General features: G+C 72.8%; 14 protein-coding genes. 11 read left to right on the forward strand and 3 right to left on the reverse strand.

Annotation, left to right across the window (positions count from 1 at the left end):
* The first annotated feature begins 108 nt into the window (after positions 1-108).
* From AB0H78_RS02000 to AB0H78_RS02010, 3 genes are read left to right on the forward strand one after another with little or no spacing between them, the layout of a single operon-like run.
* On the forward strand, positions 109-768 hold the full coding sequence (locus AB0H78_RS02000; protein WP_363232248.1) for a response regulator transcription factor: 660 nt from the start codon (positions 109-111) through the stop codon (positions 766-768).
* Positions 769-1,401, forward strand: a complete 633-nt coding sequence (locus AB0H78_RS02005; protein ID WP_363232249.1) for a DUF4255 domain-containing protein — start codon at positions 769-771, stop codon at positions 1,399-1,401.
* A complete protein-coding gene (locus AB0H78_RS02010) occupies positions 1,401-3,422 on the forward strand; it encodes an ATP-binding protein (RefSeq protein WP_363232250.1) in 2,022 nt (673 codons plus the stop codon). Before AB0H78_RS02005 ends, AB0H78_RS02010 begins: the two co-directional genes overlap by 1 nt.
* A gap of 13 nt (positions 3,423-3,435) precedes the next feature.
* Here the strand turns inward: AB0H78_RS02010 and AB0H78_RS02015 are convergent, their stop codons facing one another.
* The 3 genes from AB0H78_RS02015 to AB0H78_RS02025 form a co-directional block, all read right to left on the reverse strand.
* Positions 3,436-4,809: a hydrogenase expression protein gene (locus tag AB0H78_RS02015; RefSeq protein ID WP_363232251.1), complete on the reverse strand. Its 1,374-nt coding sequence runs from the start codon at positions 4,807-4,809 to the stop codon at positions 3,436-3,438.
* Positions 4,810-4,881: 72 nt separating this feature from the next.
* Positions 4,882-6,447 (reverse strand): peptidoglycan-binding domain-containing protein, encoded by a 1,566-nt coding sequence (locus tag AB0H78_RS02020; protein WP_363232252.1) that lies wholly within the window; start codon positions 6,445-6,447, stop codon positions 4,882-4,884.
* Between the two features lie 9 nt (positions 6,448-6,456).
* Positions 6,457-8,475 (reverse strand): BTAD domain-containing putative transcriptional regulator, encoded by a 2,019-nt coding sequence (locus AB0H78_RS02025; protein ID WP_363232253.1) that lies wholly within the window; start codon positions 8,473-8,475, stop codon positions 6,457-6,459.
* 218 nt (positions 8,476-8,693) lie between these two features.
* On the opposite strand from AB0H78_RS02025, the gene AB0H78_RS02030 reads away from it, so the two are divergent.
* The 8 genes from AB0H78_RS02030 (at position 8,694) to AB0H78_RS02065 (ending at position 17,094) form a co-directional block, all read left to right on the forward strand.
* Positions 8,694-9,779, forward strand: a complete 1,086-nt coding sequence (locus AB0H78_RS02030; RefSeq protein ID WP_363232254.1) for a hypothetical protein — start codon at positions 8,694-8,696, stop codon at positions 9,777-9,779.
* A gap of 152 nt (positions 9,780-9,931) precedes the next feature.
* Positions 9,932-11,128, forward strand: a complete 1,197-nt coding sequence (locus tag AB0H78_RS02035; RefSeq protein WP_363232255.1) for a DUF4157 domain-containing protein — start codon at positions 9,932-9,934, stop codon at positions 11,126-11,128.
* Between the two features lie 42 nt (positions 11,129-11,170).
* Positions 11,171-12,757: a phage tail sheath subtilisin-like domain-containing protein gene (locus AB0H78_RS02040; RefSeq protein ID WP_363232257.1), complete on the forward strand. Its 1,587-nt coding sequence runs from the start codon at positions 11,171-11,173 to the stop codon at positions 12,755-12,757.
* Between the two features lie 69 nt (positions 12,758-12,826).
* Positions 12,827-13,270, forward strand: a complete 444-nt coding sequence (locus tag AB0H78_RS02045) for a phage tail protein (RefSeq protein WP_206968826.1) — start codon at positions 12,827-12,829, stop codon at positions 13,268-13,270.
* Positions 13,270-13,686, forward strand: coding sequence for a hypothetical protein (locus AB0H78_RS02050; RefSeq protein WP_363232258.1), 417 nt, complete (start codon positions 13,270-13,272; stop codon positions 13,684-13,686). The genes AB0H78_RS02045 and AB0H78_RS02050 overlap by 1 nt, the downstream gene beginning before the upstream one ends.
* A complete protein-coding gene (locus tag AB0H78_RS02055; protein WP_363232259.1) occupies positions 13,683-13,841 on the forward strand; it encodes a DUF6760 family protein in 159 nt (52 codons plus the stop codon). The genes AB0H78_RS02050 and AB0H78_RS02055 overlap by 4 nt, the downstream gene beginning before the upstream one ends.
* Positions 13,842-16,111: 2,270 nt before the next feature.
* Positions 16,112-16,606, forward strand: a complete 495-nt coding sequence (locus AB0H78_RS02060; RefSeq protein WP_363232261.1) for an extensin — start codon at positions 16,112-16,114, stop codon at positions 16,604-16,606.
* Between the two features lie 50 nt (positions 16,607-16,656).
* Positions 16,657-17,094, forward strand: a complete 438-nt coding sequence (locus AB0H78_RS02065) for a phage tail protein (RefSeq protein WP_363232262.1) — start codon at positions 16,657-16,659, stop codon at positions 17,092-17,094.
* Position 17,095 lies beyond the last annotated feature (1 nt).

The following is a 17,095-nucleotide window of genomic DNA, read 5'->3' on the forward strand; positions in this document are numbered from 1 at the left end:
GAAAGATGAGAACGCCGACATGTTCCGTTGATCGCACATCAATCGGATGTTGATCGAACGCATGCAGGCTGAATCCTTCGTCACGTACAGAAGGGAAAGCCCGCACACATGCTCGCGCAACGCGTCACGGTCACCGTCCACGGAACCGATCCGCTGAGCCGTTCCGGAGCGATCAGCCACCTCCGGCACGAGCCGACGATACGGCTCATCGAATCGCCCGACGCCCCCGTTCCTGAGACGGCGGAGACGGTCGCCGTGGCGCTCGTCGACCAGGTGGACGAGGCCTCGGCCACCGAGCTGAGACGGATCGCGCGCGGCGGAGACCAGCGAGTGGTCCTTGTGGTCAGGGAGTTGCGCGAGCCGGAGCTGCTGAAGGTGGTCGAGTACGGCGTACGGGCCATCCTCTGGCGTCACCAGGCCACCGGGCAGCGCCTGCTCAAGGCGGTGCACAGCGCGGCGCGCGGCGAGGGCGAGCTGCCGCCCGACCTGATCAGCAGGCTGCTGGTCCAGGTCGGTCAGCTGCGGCGGTCCGCCACGGCGGGCGAGGCCGGCGGACCCGGGCGGGCGCTGCCGCTGTTCGGCATGGCGGCCCGCGAAGTGGACGTCGTGCGGCTGATCGCGGAAGGGCTCGACACCCGGCAGATATCCGAGAAGCTCGCCTACTCCGAGCGGACCGTGAAGAACATCCTGCACGCGCTGATGACGCGGCTGCAGCTGACCAATCGCGCGCATGCCGTGGCGTATGCGCTGCGCGAGGGATACATCTAGATGATCCACGAGATCGACGAGGCCCTGCGCCGCGTCCTGCGCGGCGGAGCGCTGCCCGAAGGGACGGGCGAGGTGGTCTTCGAGACGCCGACCCGCGACTGGGCGGCCCGCCGCAACACCCCCACCCTCAACGCCTATCTCTACGACATCCGCGAGGACGTGGACCGCCGCGAGCGCGGTGCGTACGCCGAGCGCGATGCCCGGGGTGTGGTCGTCCGCAGGCGACAGCCGCCCCGGTGGTTCCGGCTCTCGTACCTCCTCACGGCGTGGACCGCACGGACCGAGGACGAACACCGGCTGCTGTCGGGGGCGTTGGCGTGTCTGCTGCCGCACGAGTTCCTTCCGGTCGAGACGCTGCCCCCGGTCCTGAAGGACCTGGAGGTGCTGGTCCCGATGACCGTCGCCGTGCCGCCCGCGGAGTCGCGCTCGCTCGCCGACATCTGGTCCGCGCTGGGCGGCGACCTCAAGCCCTCGCTGGACGTGGTGATCACGACGCCGTTCCCGGTGACACCCGTGTACGACGTGGCCCCGCCGGTGACGGAGGGTGCGGCGGTCTCGGTGCGCGGGCGCGACGGGACACCTGCCGACTCCCAGCCGCGGATGCTGCGGCGGACCAGGAACGGCGGGAAGTAGTGCGGGCGTTGCTCGAACGGCTGGCGGGACTGCGCCAGGAGGCGGCCGCGCTGGTGGAGGCCCGGAGCGCGGACGATCCGACGGCGGGCGATCCGCTGCGGGGTCTGTACGTGAGCGAGGAGACCGCCCGGCGGCTGGCCGCGGAGCCGGGGGAGCGCGCCCATGCCCCGGCCGGGGCATGGGCCAGGTGTACGGGTGGGAGCGACGACCGGGTGGTGGGGCTGGCCGAGCGGTTCGGGCTCGGCGCGCTCGATGTGGCGATCCTGCTCGCCGCGCTGGCGCCCGATGTCCACCGCTCCTTCGAGCCGCTGTACGGATACCTCAACGACGATGTCGGGCGGCGGCGGGCCACCGTCGACCTGGCGCTCACGCTGGCAGGCTCCGCCGCGTACGAACCCGTGGCGCGCGGGCGCTTCCACCCCGGCGCCCCGCTCCTGGCGGGCGGGCTGCTCGTGGTCGAGGAAGAAGAACGGCCGCTGCCCGGACGGCAGTTGAGGGTTCCCGAGCGTGTGGTGGCCCATCTGCTGGGGGACGACACCCTGGATGCCGGGCTGCGCGCGGCGGGGGTGGTCCTGGAGAGTGCGGGCGACGACGCCACGGCCGGTCCTCCCCGCACGGTCGCCGCGCGGATCGCGGGGCCGGAGGCTGTGCGCGTACATCTGCGGGACGGGCAGGGCGACGGCGGTGCCGACGCCGTGGCCCGGGCACTGCGCGGAGCGGGACGTGCCGTGCTGCGCCACCGGCCGGCCGGCGCGGGTCAGGAGGACCCCGGTGTCGCACGGGCGTTGGTACGGGAAGCGCGGCTGCGCGGGGCCGGGACGGCCATCGTGGTGGAGCCGCTGCCGGAGCGGCCCGAGGACCTGGTGCGGGCGCTGGCGGTGGACGATCTGACGGTGGTGTTCGCCGGAACCGGCGCCTACGACCCGGCCTGGGCCCCGGATGCCGGGGTGCTCGCCGTGGAGGCGTTGCAGGAGGTCCGGCAGGACCCGGTGAGCCTGTGGCGGGCCGAACTGGACGTTGCTTCAGATCAGTTGGGGACGATGGGGGACGCGGAGCTCGCGCAGGCCGTCGCCCCCTACCGGCTCGGTGCCGGGCAGGTGCGGCGGGCGGCGCGTGCCGCCGTCGCGCTGGCCGCGTTCGAGGGGGAGCCGCTGGGTTCCGTACATCTGCAGAACAGTGCGCGGCTGTTGTCCGCACCCGCACTCGACCGGCACGCACGGCGGGTGCGGCCGGCCGTCGGTTTCGGCGATCTGGTGCTGCCCCCTGAACCCCTGGGCCTGCTCAAGGAGTTGGCGGGCCGGGTGCGCAATCGGTCCACCGTCCTCGGCCAGTGGAAACTGCGCACCGGCGGCGGGCGCGGGCAGGGTGTGGTCGCGCTGTTCGCCGGGGAGTCGGGGACCGGGAAGACGCTGTCCGCCGAGGTCGTCGCCGGTGAACTCGGCCTGGATCTGTATGTGGTCGACCTGTCGGCGGTCGTCGACAAGTACATCGGGGAGACCGAGAAGAACCTGGAGCGGATCTTCGCCGAGGCCGACCGCACGGACGCGGTGCTGCTCTTCGACGAGGCGGACGCGGTCTTCGGCAAGCGCTCGGAGGTCAGGAGTTCGCACGACCGGTACGCCAACCTGGAGAGCGCGTATCTGCTGCAGCGCCTGGAGGCGTTCGAGGGCGTCGCCGTACTGACCACCAACCTGCGGGCCAATCTGGACGAGGCGTTCACCCGCAGGCTCGACCTCGTCGTCGACTTTCCCTTCCCCGACGTGGAGCTGAGGCTCGCGCTGTGGCGCTCCTGCCTGGCCGGGGTGCCGCAGACGGACGGCCTCGACGACGAACTGGCCGTGTGCGCGAAAGAGTTCGAGCTGTCTGGTGGTGCGATCCGCTCGGCGGCCGTCACCGCCGGATATCTGGCGGCCGGCCGCGGCGGCCCCCTCACAGACGCGGACGTACGGGCCGGTGCCCGGCGCGAGTACGTGAAGATGGGGCGGCTCGTGGTGGGGGACGCCGCGCCGTGGGCGCCCTGAGGGATCTGGACCTCTACGGGGTGCTGCCGAACTTCCAGGCCTGGAAGACGTAGTTGCCGTCGGATTCCGAGCCCGGGCAGTCCAGGACCTTCGCCGGCGCGTCACCCGTCGTCATGTCGGTGAGGCACTTGCCGTCCTCGGCGCTGATGATCTCCACGTACCCGTCGGACATCTTCTTCAGCCGCCACCGCTCATTGGCCGGGAGACCGCCCGTACGGAGCTGCACGGGGTCGACCGACCAGATCTGGACGGTGTCGTCCTCCTTCTTGGAGTTGAGAACGCTGTTCAGGGCGTTGCCCGGCGACAGGGCGACCGTGCCGTCGTCGAACCGGTGGACGGTCCACCACTGGTTCTTGCCGGTGTTCTCGCCCGACCAGCCGGCCGTGGTCACCTTGGTGCCGTCGTCGGTCCTGCCCTGGAAGACATCGAGGAACGGCAGGTTGTTGGCGTGGCTGCGCAGGGTGCGCGGCTCGTCGGCGTTGCTCTTCGGCTTCGGCTTGCCCGCGGCCTTCTTCGACGGCTCACCCCCGCCTCCGGCCGAGGCCGACGGAGACGGCGTCTGCTGGGTGGGACTCGGTGCGGCCGACAGGGAGGGCGAGGGCAGCGCGCTGGGAAGCGCCGCGGCCTTCGCGGTCGCCTGGGACTTCACCCCCGGATCGTGCCGGAACCACAGCGCCACCAGTACGACGGCCACCGCGACCAGCGCCGCGAGGATCGACAGCAGCCAGCGCGGGACGACCGGAGGCTGGATCCAGGTGCCGGTCAGCTCGCCCGGCTGCTCCGAACCCGGAGCGCCCACCGTGACGGTGAAGGAGTGCTCCTTCACGGTCCCGAACCAGTTGACCCGGGCGGGCCGCAGCTCCAGATCGGCGAAGCCGGCCCGGCCGGGGGCGGGCTGCACCGCCGCCGGTGTGGTCTCCGCCGTGAAGGCGTCGCCGTTCTTGCGCCCGGAGAAGGCCGCGGTGAGCGGCCGGTTGCCGAGGTTGTCGACCACGACGTGGCCCCGGCCGCGGAAGCGGCCTCGTACGGTACGGGGCACGAGCTCGGCGTGGACCTGCGTGAAGGGGCCCACCGTCACCCGGCCTTCGACGACCTCAGCCGTCTGCGGGTGCTCGTGCGGCACGATCCGCAGCCCGAACGGCACGGGCCCTGCCTCGACGTCCGGAGTCCTCGGCGGCGTGAAGGTGATCTCGGCCGTGCCCTCGCCGCCCGGATACAGCCGCAGCATCTCCGGTTCCACTCGAGCCCAACCGCTTGCCCCACCGGCCACGGTCAGCCGGTACTCCTCGACGGTGTCCCCGGTGTTGCGCAGCCGCAGCCGCACACTCGCGCTTGCTCCCGGCTCCACGGAGGTCGCGTCGGGCTCCAATGAACTCCACATACTCACGCGGGAAGTCAACCGGTGCGCGGCCGCCCCCGGGAGGGCCTTCGGGGCAGCCGCGGGGGCAGGTCAGGTGCGCTAACGGCCTGCCACACCGGGCTTGTTCACGCTGCCGCCGACCATCGCCCGCACCGTCGCCGCATCCACGACGCCCGTGGCCTTGAGGTGGACGGACGCCTGGTACTGCTTGATCTTGTCCTGCATGGAGGTGTCGTACCGGCTGGCGGCGATGGTGGTCCCGCCGCTCTTCCAGTACGCGACGCCCTGCTGGGCGTAGGCCCGGTCGCGTACGAGATCGTCGTCGCTGATGCCCGCCTGGGAGGCCCACCAGAAGGCGGCGAGCACCTGCGTGACCTGGAAGTTGTCCGCTCCGGGCTGGACCTTCCTCCAGTCGACGCTCTGTGCCCAGAGCGAGGTGAGCGTGGCACGGCCGAGGGTGCCGATGGGGTCGGTGGCGGTGATCTGGGCGGTGTTGTGGCCGGTGTTCCGGCCGTCCGTCTCGACCGCCTTCTGGTAGCAGACGAGAGATTTCTCGGTGGTGGTGTCGATGACTCCGGGGGTCCAGGTGCCGGTGAGGCGGCAGGGGTTGGAGGACGACATGGCGGCGAGTCTGCGCTGGGCGAATTCGACCACGATGTCCGGCTGGTAGCCGGGCTTCCAGGGCGGGCCCGCGGGCTTCTTCGCGGAACCGGGGGCCGGGGCGGAGGACTTGTCAGCTCCGGAGCCCGAGCCCGAGCCCGTGCCCGCCCCCGCGCCTCCGTCGGAGCCGCCCGCCCCCGCGTCCGTACTGGAATCGCCGTCACCCGTGGGGGTCGGCGTGGGTGCCGCGGGGAGTCCGCTCTCACCGCCCTGCGCCACGGGCTTGCCGGAGACCGCCGCCCTGGCCTCCCCCGCCGCACTGCCGAACTTCGGCGAGAAACCGAGCCACAGCACGGCGAACGCGACGCCCGCCGTGGCCAGCAGTCCGCCCACGGCGATGACCCAGCGCGGGAAGACCGGCCGCTGCTCGAAGGTGCCGCTGACGTCGTACGCGTCGGTGTCGCCGGAGCGGCGCACGGCGACCGTCAGCTGGTGCGGCTGGGGCTGCCCCGTCCACCGTATGCGCTGCGGCCGTACGGTCAGCCGCGCGAAGGCCGCCCGGCCGGGGGCCGCCTGGATCGCCAACGGCTGGACGTCGTAGAGGAGTTGGGCCGAGGCGTCGCGCGCCGAGAGCGAGGCGGTCAGCGGAGTGTTGCCGAGGTTGTCCACGGCGATCCGCGCATGCCCGCGCAGCCGTCCCACCAAGGTCGGGGGAAGCAGCTCGGCACGTATCTCCGCGAACCGGCCCACGGTGAGCTGCCCCTCGACCACGTCACGCAGTTCGGGGCTCTCGCGCGGCTCGACGCGGATTCCGTACGGAGCGGGGCCCGCAGGGGTGTCGGGCGAGCGCGGCGGGGCGAAGATGATCTCGGCGGCCGACTCCGCGCCGGGGTAGAGCCGCAGCGTCTCGGGCTCGATGCGCGTCCAGCCGGCGGGTGCGCCGACGACGGAGAGCCGGTACTCCTCCACCGTGTCACCGGTGTTGCGCACCCGCAGACGAGCCGTGGCCGATGCGCCGGGTTCGACGTCCATGGTGGTCGGGTCCAGAGACGTCCATAAGGTCATGTGTGCAGGCTAGACGCGCCCACCACCTGCACAGTTGCCCCAAGGTACCGGCGCATGGGCAGTCCGCGGTGCGCTTCTGACCCCGCTTGCGGGGGCCGTACGGAACAGCTCCGAGAGTGCGGCCGCCCGTCCGGCCGGACCGGCCTGGCGGCCGGGACGCTGGCGGGCGAAGAGGCGTACGAGATCGTGGCAGCGGTAGCTGTCAACGCCGTGTTCCTCCAGGAGTCCGGCGTCGACCAGGCTGTCCATGACCTCGCGCGCCTCCTGCTCCCCGATGCCGATCAGGGCCGCCGCGCTCGACCGCCCTATGACCGTGACCCCGGCGGCGGCGACGCGCCTCAACGCCCGGGCCGGGCAAGGCGCGAGCCGCTCGTAGCAGCGCCGGAACGCCGCCTCCACGCCGACTCCGCCCGCCCTCGGTTCGGCCGGGCGGCGCTGCTCCTCGCGCAGGCGGGCCGTCATGTCGGCGAGCGCCCAGCCGCGCCTGACCGCCAGGCGCGTGCCCGCCATGCGTACGGCCAAGGGCAGTCTGCCGCAGGCGGCGACCAGTTCGCGGGCGTGGACCGGTTCGGCGGCGACCCTTTCGCGGCCGACGACCGCGGCGAGCAGGCCGAGTGCCTCCTGCTCGTTCATGGTGTCGACGGGGAAGACGCGGGCGCCGGGCAGCTCTATGGCGCGGGAACGGCTGGTGACGATCACGGCGCAGCCGCCGACGCCGGGCAGCAGCGGCCTGACCTGCGCGGCGTCGCGGACATCGTCGAGTACGACGAGCATGCGCCGGCCTGCGAGCAGGGAGCGGTAGAGCGCGGCGCGGCGCTCTGTCCCGTCCGGTACGTCTGGTGCGGGGACCCCGAGCGACCACAGGAGATGGGCGAGCACGGCGGGGGTGTCGGGGGCCCCGGCGATGCCACCGCGCAGATCCACATAGAGCTGTCCGTCGGGGAAGTCCGCGCGTGCACGGTGCGAGGCATGCAGCGCGAGTGCGGTCTTGCCCACACCGCCCAGTCCGGTGAGTACCGAGACGGCCATCACCTGGCGGGTGGCGGCATCGTGCAGCAGCTCGGCGAGGCGCGCGGACAGCTCATGGCGACCCGTGAAGTCCGGTATGTCAGCGGGGAGTTGAGCAGGCGCCGGACCTGCCGTGGGCTGTCGGGGCACGCGCGCGGTCGGTTCGCGCGGAGGGTCCGGTTGCAGTAACCGCGTGTGCGCGGCGCGCAGTTCGGCGCCCGGTCCGACACCGAGCTCCGCGTCCAGGGACCGGCAGGCAGCCGCGTACACACCGAAGGCCTCCGTCTGGCGGCCCGCGCGGTGCAGCGCCCGCATCAGCAGCGCCTGGCTGCGCTCCCGCAGCGGATGCTCGGCGGCGAAGGAGCGCAGGGCCGCCACCGATTCGGCGTGCCGGTCCAGCTCCAGCGCGCACTGGAAGTGGTCCTCGCGCGCGCTCCGCCACAGCTCGGTCAGCCGCTCGCGCTGCCGCTGGGCGTACGGCCCGGGCAGTCCGCTCAGCGGCGTGCCCGACCACATGGCCAGAGACTGCTCCAACTCCCTGTGTGCGGCGGCGATTTCACCGCGCGCACGAAGATCGGCGGCGGTCCGCAGCCGTGCGTCGAGGACGGTGGTGTCCAGTGCGGCGGCGGGCAGCCGCAGGGCATAGCCGCCGCCCTCCGACACCAGGACGGTGGCCGGTGCGCGGGGGGTGCGGTCCGGTTCGAGGAGGGCACGGAGTCGGGATACATACGTACGGAGAATCCCCACGGCCCGCGTCGGCAGCTGCTCGCCCCACAGGGCGTCGAGCAGCTTGGCGAGGGAGACGGGGCGGCCTTCGCTCAGCAGAAGGACGGCGAGCAGGGCGCGTTGCTGTGGAGGACCGAGGGCAAGTGCCTGTCCGTCCCGTTCGCCCACGAGGGGACCGAGCACCCGGAAGCGCAGCCCCCGGGTCCGCTCGCCGGTATCGGCCTCGCCGGAACTCATCACGCCCGCCTCTGTTTCTTCCCGGCCCGCCATACCCGCGCCTGCCCGAATGATCATGCCTTCTGCCCTGAAGAGGTGCACAACCACCCTTGTGGTTCCGATTGTCACAGCCGTGGCATGCCTGCCCCGCGCCCCGAAGGCGCTTTCCGGACATCCTTTGCCGGGTCCTTGCTGCCCGAACGGTCAGCGCGTCTGCCCCCGGTGGTGGCATACGGGCACTTGCGCCCTCCGTATGCGGGCGGAGACGGTGGGCGTCCACGACGCCTGGAGGCACGGTGCACGCGCACGACCGGCAGAGTGCGCCGCCGCAGCGGTCCGCGAACCGGGCCGCCGGGACGCCCGCCGCCCCACCGCACAGCGCGCTGGCCGCACTTCAGCGCACGGCCGGAAATGCCGCCGTGACGAGGGCGGTGCAGCGGTACTCCGCCGGCCCCGAAGCCGGGGGGTTCACCAAGCTGTCCGCGCAGGGTGCGATCGCCCTGAAGGGCAAGTACGAGGCCTATGCCTCGGACGCCCTCTTCAAGGACGCGCGGCTGAGCCTGCACCAGGCGCATGCGCCGATCACGCTGGAGCGCGGAGAGTCCGTCGAGGCCCCTGGGGGCGGCACGCTCTTCCGCGTCCTGCCGGTGTACATCTCGCGCGGCCGCGTCCCTCACAACGAGCAGGTCGAGACAGCGTACGAACCCGTGGACGGCGATTCGCCGCGCACGCGGGCCGACAAGCGCACGGAGTACGCGGACCTCACCCGCCTCCCCGCCCTGGCGCTGAGGGTGGCCGCCCTCGCCGCGAAGGTGCGCAAGGCAGGGGCGGCAGAGGCGGTGGACCTGTACGGCGAGGTCAGCCGGCTGGCGCTCGACGCGATGGGGGCGCCGGCCGCGATGGCCGACCCGCACTTCATGGCGATGTCCAAGGAGCGCACCCCCGCGAACATCCTCGCGTTCATGCATGGCTTCAACCAGTGGTTCAGCGAGCGGCTCCCCGAGATGCGCCGCCAGGAGGGCTCCCCCGACGAGCTGTTGATCTCGCTGCCCAACGACTGCAAGGCGGCCGCCGCCCAGCTGCTCGGAGCCGACCCGACCGCACTGAGCCGCGTACGGCCCGAACCGCAGGTCGGCCAGAACCACTACATCAAGTTCGACACCGCACTCGACGATGGCTGGAACAACCACTTCGCCGCCGTGATCATGCGCGACGGCGGCGACACCCTGACCTACGAGACGGCCGCCGACTCCCAGTCGGTGGTCCAGCACGGAAAGTCACTCGGCTACTTCGCCATGTACGGACCGGCCGAATCCGCCCAGTCCTTCGCGGCGACGCTGACCGAGCAGAACACCGCGTACGCGCGGGAGCAGCACGGCTGAGCACGGCTGAGCACGGCCGGAGCCCGTGTCCGTTGGGGCAGCCCCCGTTGCCCTCACCCGCGCCCCTTTCTCCCTGTTCCCGTCCCGCGCCCTGCCGGAGAGTCGGGACAGGTACGCGTACGAAGGCATGACCTATGGGGGAGGGGCACGACGTGCGAGCACAGGACAAGAAGCCGGATTCCCGCACGGACCGGCCGGCGGACGCGAGCCTGACCAGCCGTGACGCGCTGTCCACCGCCGAGGCGGCGGCCCGCCTGGCCGACACGGGCCGGCTGAATCCGGCGGCGGCGGCCGTACTCCAGAGGGCGGCCGGCAATGCCGCGTTGGCGGCCTCGGTCCAGCGGTCCACCGTGCCCGATGTGCTGCGCTCGGCGGGCACGCCCCTGGACGAGTCCGTACGGACCGACATGGAGTCCCGGCTGGGCGCCGACTTCTCCGACGTACGCCTGCACACGGATGCGGCCGCGAAGGCATCGGCGGCCGAGGTGGGTGCCCGTGCGTACACCTCGGGCAGCCATGTGGTGATCGGCGAGGGCGGCGCCGACCGCCACACCCTCGCCCACGAGCTGACGCACGTCATCCAGCAGCGCCAGGGCCCGGTGGCGGGGACCGACAACGGCTCGGGGCTCAAGGTCTCGGACCCCTCGGACCGCTTCGAGCGGGACGCGGAGGCGAACGCGGTACGGGCGCTCTCGGGGCAGGCCCCGGACCCCGTACAGCGACTGGAGTCCGCGCCGGAAGGCGGTGCGGGCGCCGTCCAGCGGGCCCCGGACTGGAAGAACACCCCCACGAAGAACGCGCTGGCCGCGCAGAAGGCACTCGCGCCGCTCGACCCGCTCATCAACACGCTGCACCACATCGTGCCCAAGTCGGACCTCGCCGAATTCGCCTCCTGGCTCGACGCCGCCCAACTCGCCTCGGTGGTCAGCACTTTGAGGCCGGTCGCGGCGACCGCATTCACGTCGACCGCAGGCAGCCTCAACGCCGTGTCGAAGGCGCTGAAGAACGTTCCGGCGAACCTGGTCCTGGGCCCGAGGCCCGAAACCAGGATGGACGACCCCGGAAGCAGTGGGGCCGACCTCAACTTCGACCAAGAGGGCAGCATCACGCCGCGGTCGGAGGAGCTGGAGAAGGTCTACGACTTCATCGTGCGCAAGCGCAGCAGCGTGCCGGGCGGAACACCCGTCGTCACCACCGCCGAGCTGAACAGCGACTTCCTCGCACCGATCGTCGCCGCCTGCACCGCGCACGGCCCGGGGGTGGGCCTGGACCCGAACCGTGCCGTCTGGGCCGGTGACCAGGCCACGAGGGACCAGCGGCGCACCAAGCCGATCGAGCCACTGATCTGAGCCACTGGCTCACCCCAACCAAGCGAACTGGAGCTCAGCCCCATGCCCACGTATCTGTCCCCCGGCGTCTACGTCGAAGAAGTAGCCAGCGGCTCCCGACCCATCGAGGGCGTCGGCACCTCCGTCGCCGCCTTCGTCGGCCTCGCGCCCGCCGGGCCGCTCAACGAGCCGACGCTGGTCACCAACTGGTCCCAGTACGTGGCCGAGTTCGGGGACTTCAGCGACGGGTACTACCTGGCGCACTCGGTGTACGGCTTCTTCAACAACGGCGGTTCCGCCGCCTATGTCGTACGGGTCGGCGGCACCGCGGGCGCCTCGGGCACCGACGCGGCGGCGGGTTCGGCCCCCGCACCGGCCGCGCTGACCGCCGGTGAGGCCGTCTCCCTCGGGGCGTTCAAGGTGGCCGCGCTGGTCGCCGGGTCCGCCAACGGCGGGGCGCTCACCGTCGAGGTGCAGGACACGGACGGGGAAGGCGGCGGCGACCGGTTCAAGCTCGTCGTCAAGGACGGCGAGAACATCGTCGAGAACTTCGACGTCAGCGCGAAGAAGAGCGCACGCAACTACGTCGTCTCGCAGGTCAAGCAGCGCTCCAAGACGATCCTCCTCGAAGAGGCCGTGGCGGGTGGGCAGTTGGCCAAGCCGGACGCGCAGTCCGTCACCCTGACCCCGCCCGTCACGGCCCCGGCCGCCGCCCCGGCCGCGGGCGGGCAGCTCGCCCGTATCGAGCCCACCCAGTTCATCGGCGACTCCTCCGACCGCACCGGCTTCGGCGGCCTTGAGGCGTACGACGAGATCAACATGGTCGCCGTACCCGACCTGATGTCCGCCTTCCAGCAGGGGCTCATCGACCTGGAGCAGGTCAAGGCCGTCCAGCTCGCGCTCGTCGCGCACTGCGAGCTGATGGGCGACCGCATGGCCGTACTCGACCCGCCGCCCGGACTCAACGCCCGCGACATCCGCAAGTGGCGCATGGAGGTGGCGGGTTACGACTCCAACTACGCCGCCCTGTACTACCCCTGGGTGAAGGTCTTCGACCCCTCCAGCGGCCAGACCCAGGTCGTCCCGCCGTCCGGGCACATGGCCGGCATCTGGGCCCGCAGCGACGCCGAGCGCGGCGTACACAAGGCCCCCGCCAACGAGATCGTGCGCGGTGCGGTGGACCTGGAGCTGCAGATCACGCGCGGCGAGCAGGACCTCCTCAACCCCGTCGGCGTCAACTGCATCCGCGCCTTCCCCGGCCGCGGCATCCGCGTCTGGGGCGCCCGGACGCTCGCGTCCGACCCGGCGTGGCGCTACCTGAACGTACGCCGCTACTTCAACTACCTGGAGGAGTCGATACTCCTCGGCACCCAGTGGGTGGTCTTCGAGCCGAACGACCAGGCGCTGTGGGCCCGTATCCGCCGCAACATCTCCGCCTTCCTGGTCACCGAGTGGCGCTCGGGCGCGCTCTTCGGGCAGCGGCCCGAGGACGCCTTCTACGTGAAGTGCGACGCCGAGACCAATCCGGTGGAGTCGGTGGACCTGGGCCGGGTGGTCTGCGAGATCGGCATCGCGCCGGTCAAGCCCGCCGAGTTCGTGGTGTTCCGGCTGGCGCAGTTCTCGGGCGGTGGCGGGGAGCTGGAGGAGTAGTCGGCGTTCCGTCAGCCCGCCCGTCCAGCCCGCCCGTCGTACGCACAAGAACCCAAGGAGTAAGGCGACATGGCCCTCAAGCCCGGTGACTCGCTCACCACGAACAACTTCGGCATCCAGATCGACGGCGTGATGGTCGAGTACCTGCAGGAGGTCAGCTCGCTCGTCGTCGAGCAGGACGTCATCGAGAGCAAGCAGGTCACCTCCAGCGGCAAGCACGTCATCGCCAAGCTGCCCGGCGCGCAGAAGTCCGGCGAGTGCACGGTGACCCGCGGCGCCACGCAGGAGACCGAGTTCAGCGACTGGATCAAGAAGTCGGTGGAGGGTGACATCGGCTCCGCCCGCAAGAACGCCACCATCGTGATGATGGACTCGCAGCAGAACCCGGTGAAGCGCTACCACATGCGCAACGCCTGGTGCTCGAAGGTCGAGATCAGCTCGCTCAAGGCCGGCGACGCCGCCGCGCTGACCGAGCAGATCACCATCACCTTCGAAGAGCTGGTCATCGAGTAATGCGGCGCGAAGGCCCGGCGGGGACAGCGCCCGCGGTGCGTGAACCTCTGCGCACGGAGTTCGAGTTCGAGCTTCCGAGGGGGTACGTCGACGAGTCCGGCACGGTGCACCGCAGCGGTGCGATGCGGCTCGCGACGGCCCGCGACGAGCTGGTGCCGCTGCGGGACGTACGCGTGCGGGACAACCCCGCCTATCTGTCGGTGGTGCTGCTGGGGCGCGTGATCACGCGGCTCGGCACGCTGGCGGACGTGCACGACGGCACGGTGGAGAACATGTTCGCCTCCGACCTGGCGTTCCTGCAGGACTTCTACCGGCAGATCAACGCGGAAGGGCACACGCGGGCCGCGGTCGCCTGCCCGCACTGCGAGGAGTCCTTCGAGGTCGAGCTGGCCGGGAGCCGCCTGGGGGAATCGTGACGTACGCGGCCGACCGGATCGAGGAGGAGACCGCGTACCTGGCCTACCACTTCCACTGGGACATGGACTCCGTACTGGATCTCGAACACGCCGACCGGCGTGCGTACGTACGGCGGGCGGCCGCGCTGGTGGAGCGGGCCGAAGGGGAAAGGTGAGGTGAGCGGGGATGGGCCTGTTCGGATTCGGCGGACGCGGCCGGCGTGGTGCTGCTCCGCAGCCGGAGGCGGAAGCGGAAGCGCCCCCGGCTGCCGCTGACGGCGGCTGGGCGGCGGCGCCCGCGGTCCAGCGGGTGCTGGGCTCCCCCCGCGTGACGGCGGACCCCGGCTTCGCGGGCTCGCTGGCGGCACACCAACCCCTGGCGTTCTCCCGGGGATTGGGCCATACGGTGAGCGACTCGGCCCCCGGGGGCCTGCTCCGCGACGTCCTGGTGCCGGTGGCCGGCCGCCCGACCGGACTCGCCCTCCCGGCGCTTCGGCTGCCGGTGGCGGGGGCGGCGGGGGCCGGGGAAGCGGCGCCCGACCCGGGGTTGGCGGTGCAGCGTGCTGCCGCACCGGACGCGGTACGGGCGGCGCCCGCGAGGCCGGCGGTAGGGCGGACCACCTCCGACGCGACACCGCTGGTGCAGCGGGCCACCGCGCCCGGCGACGGCCCGACCATGCCGGGCCCGGATCCCGTACGCCCTACGACCGGCACGCCCGGTGCGCGTGCGACGGCGCCGGTGCGGCGGACGGCCATGCCCGACAGCGCTCCGGCGCAGGGGGGATCCCCGACTACCGCACCCGCACAACCGGCGGCCCCCACAAGCCCCTCGGCCACCAGCGCGGCACCACCGGTACAGCGGACCACCGCACCGGATGCCGGACGGACAGCGACCGCGAGGCCGGGCGGGAAGGCGACACCGCCGGTGCGCCGGACCGCCACGCCCGCCGCCGAACCGGAACGCGACGCGGCCCCGGCGCCCGCACAACCGGCCTCCCCCGCAAGCCCCTCGGCCACCAGCGCGGCACCACCGGTACAGCGGACCACCGCACCGGATGCCGGACGGACAGCGACCGCGACGCCGGGCGGGAAGGCGACACCGCCGGTGCGGCGGACCGCCACGCCCGCCACCGAACCGGCACCGGGCGCAGCTCCGGGACCCGCACAACCGGCCTCCCCCGCAAGCCGCTCGGCCACCGGAGCAACCCCGACCGCACCGGACCCCGTCCGGGCCACCGCCGTGACGCCCCGCGCGATTGCGACGCCGGGCGCAACCTCGGCACCCGCGCAACCGGCTTCCCCCGTACGCCCTTCGCGCACCGGCACGACATCCCCGGTGCCGCGCACCAGCGCGCAGGCCGTAGCAACACCGCCCGCCCCGGACCCCGTACGGACCACCGCTGTCACACCCCGCGCGAGTACGACGCCATCGGTGCAGCGAGCCACCATGCCGGGCGCAGGTCCGGGACCCGCACAACCGGCTTCCCCCGCAAGCCCTTCGCCCACCGGGGCAACACCGACCGCACCGGACCCCGCACGGACCGCGACCACGATGCCCGGCGCGCGTGTGATGCCGGGCTCGGCCCCGACGACCCCTGCACCGCACACGGCACCCCCGGTGCAGCGAGCCGCCGCTCCTGCCGGCAGGCCGACACCGGGATCGCCAGCGGCCTCCGATCCGGCTGCAACTCCCGTATCGCCTGCGGCGGTTGCGCCGACCTCCGCGCCCGGAGCGGCCCCGCGCTCAACCCCGACTGCACTCATCGGGTCAGAGACTGCGCGCGCCCTTCCGCCGCCCCGGGGCGCGGCTCCGGGGTCGCAGTCCACGCCACCCGTATCCGAACCGCCCCGCGCGGCCGGTGCCCGGCCACCGGCCCCGGCGATCCAGCGCGCCTCTTCCCCCGCCGCCCCGCGCCGCCCCGCGCTCCTCTCCGCGCCCCGAGTGCTCGCGGAGCCCGCGCGGCGGCTGGACCCCGTCGGGCCGGTGCGCCCGCCTGCCGCCCCGGCTCCGGTCTCCGCACCGCGGGAACCGGCACCCCAGAACGCCCCCGAGCCGGTTCCCCCGACCGGTTCGGGGGTCCCCGCTCCATCCCCGGCGGTACAACGCAGGCCGGTCGTACGACGCGTGCGGCGTGACGCGCCCGCCGCCGGATCCGCGCCGGCACCCGCGTCCGCACCCGCCCGCAACCGTCCCCCGATAGGCGCACCCCTCACCCCGCCCCCTGCGCCCACCCCGTCCGTACAACGCCCGGCCGCGCCCCGAGGCGACCGGCCCCGCTCCCCGATCGGTGCGCCGATCACCGCAACCACCGCTGCACCAGCGCCCGTTCAGCCGTCACCCCTGTCACCGGCAGCAGCACCGGCCGTACAGCGCTCTGCCCAGGACCAGATACCCACGCCTGTCGCGGAACCAGCTCCCGTACCGGCGCCCGCCCCCACCCGGACCGTGTTCCTCCCCGCACCACCCCTGCAGCGCGCCCCCCTTGGCAGCCCGCTCGCGTCCGCCCGCCCCCTCCGCGCCCGGGAACAGACCTCCGGTACGCCCACCACTCAGGCCCCGACCCCGGCCCCCCTCCAGCGCGTCACCAACGCCGCGCCCCGGCCCGTGGTCCCCCTGCGGACCGCCCCCGCCGCGCCCCTGTCCCTCCCCGCCGCGGCCCTGCCCCGCCCCGTACAGCCCCTGATGCCCACAGTTCAGCGCCGTACGACACCCACACCCGCCCCCGCACCCGCGGCCCCCGCACCCCGCGCCCAGCCCGTCCAGCGGTCCGCGCAGGCGCCCCCGCCCGCAGCGGCCCACACGCCGCGTGCCTCCACGGAGCCCGACGCCCCCGCCGAACTCGACGCCCTCGCCCGCCGTTTGGTGGCGCCCCTGTCCCGCCTCCTGCGCGCAGAACTCCGCAGCGACCGCGAACGCGTCGGCCGTCTCCGCGACCGCTGAGCGAACCTCCGCACAAGCCACCCCGCGCGACCCCGAGAGAACCGGAATCCATGCCCACCACCCTTGACCCCGGAACCACCGTCTTCTTCAAGCTGACCATCGACGGCCAGGACCTCGGCCTGTTCAACGGCTGCGACGGTCTCGCCTCCGAGGTCGAGATCCACGAGCACCAGGAGGGTGGCAACAACGGGTTCGTCTGGCAGCTCCCCACCCGGGTCTCCTTCTCCAACATCCGCCTCACCCGCCCCCTCACCCCCGACACCACCAAGGTCGCGGCCTGGATCTCCTCCCTGGCCACCGGCATCACCCGGCCCACCGCCCAGATCGCCGCCCTGCGCGCCGACGGTTCGGTCGTGGCGCAGTGGGGGCTCATCGAGGTGCTGCCGGTCCGCTGGCAGGGGCCGACCCTCGACCCGTCCAACCCCGCCGTGGCCACCGAGGTCCTGGAGATCACCCACCACGGTTTCACCGACGCGGGGGGTGTCTGAG

Source organism: Streptomyces sp. NPDC050738 (assembly GCF_040654175.1).
Classification (GTDB): Bacteria; Actinomycetota; Actinomycetes; order Streptomycetales; family Streptomycetaceae; genus Streptomyces.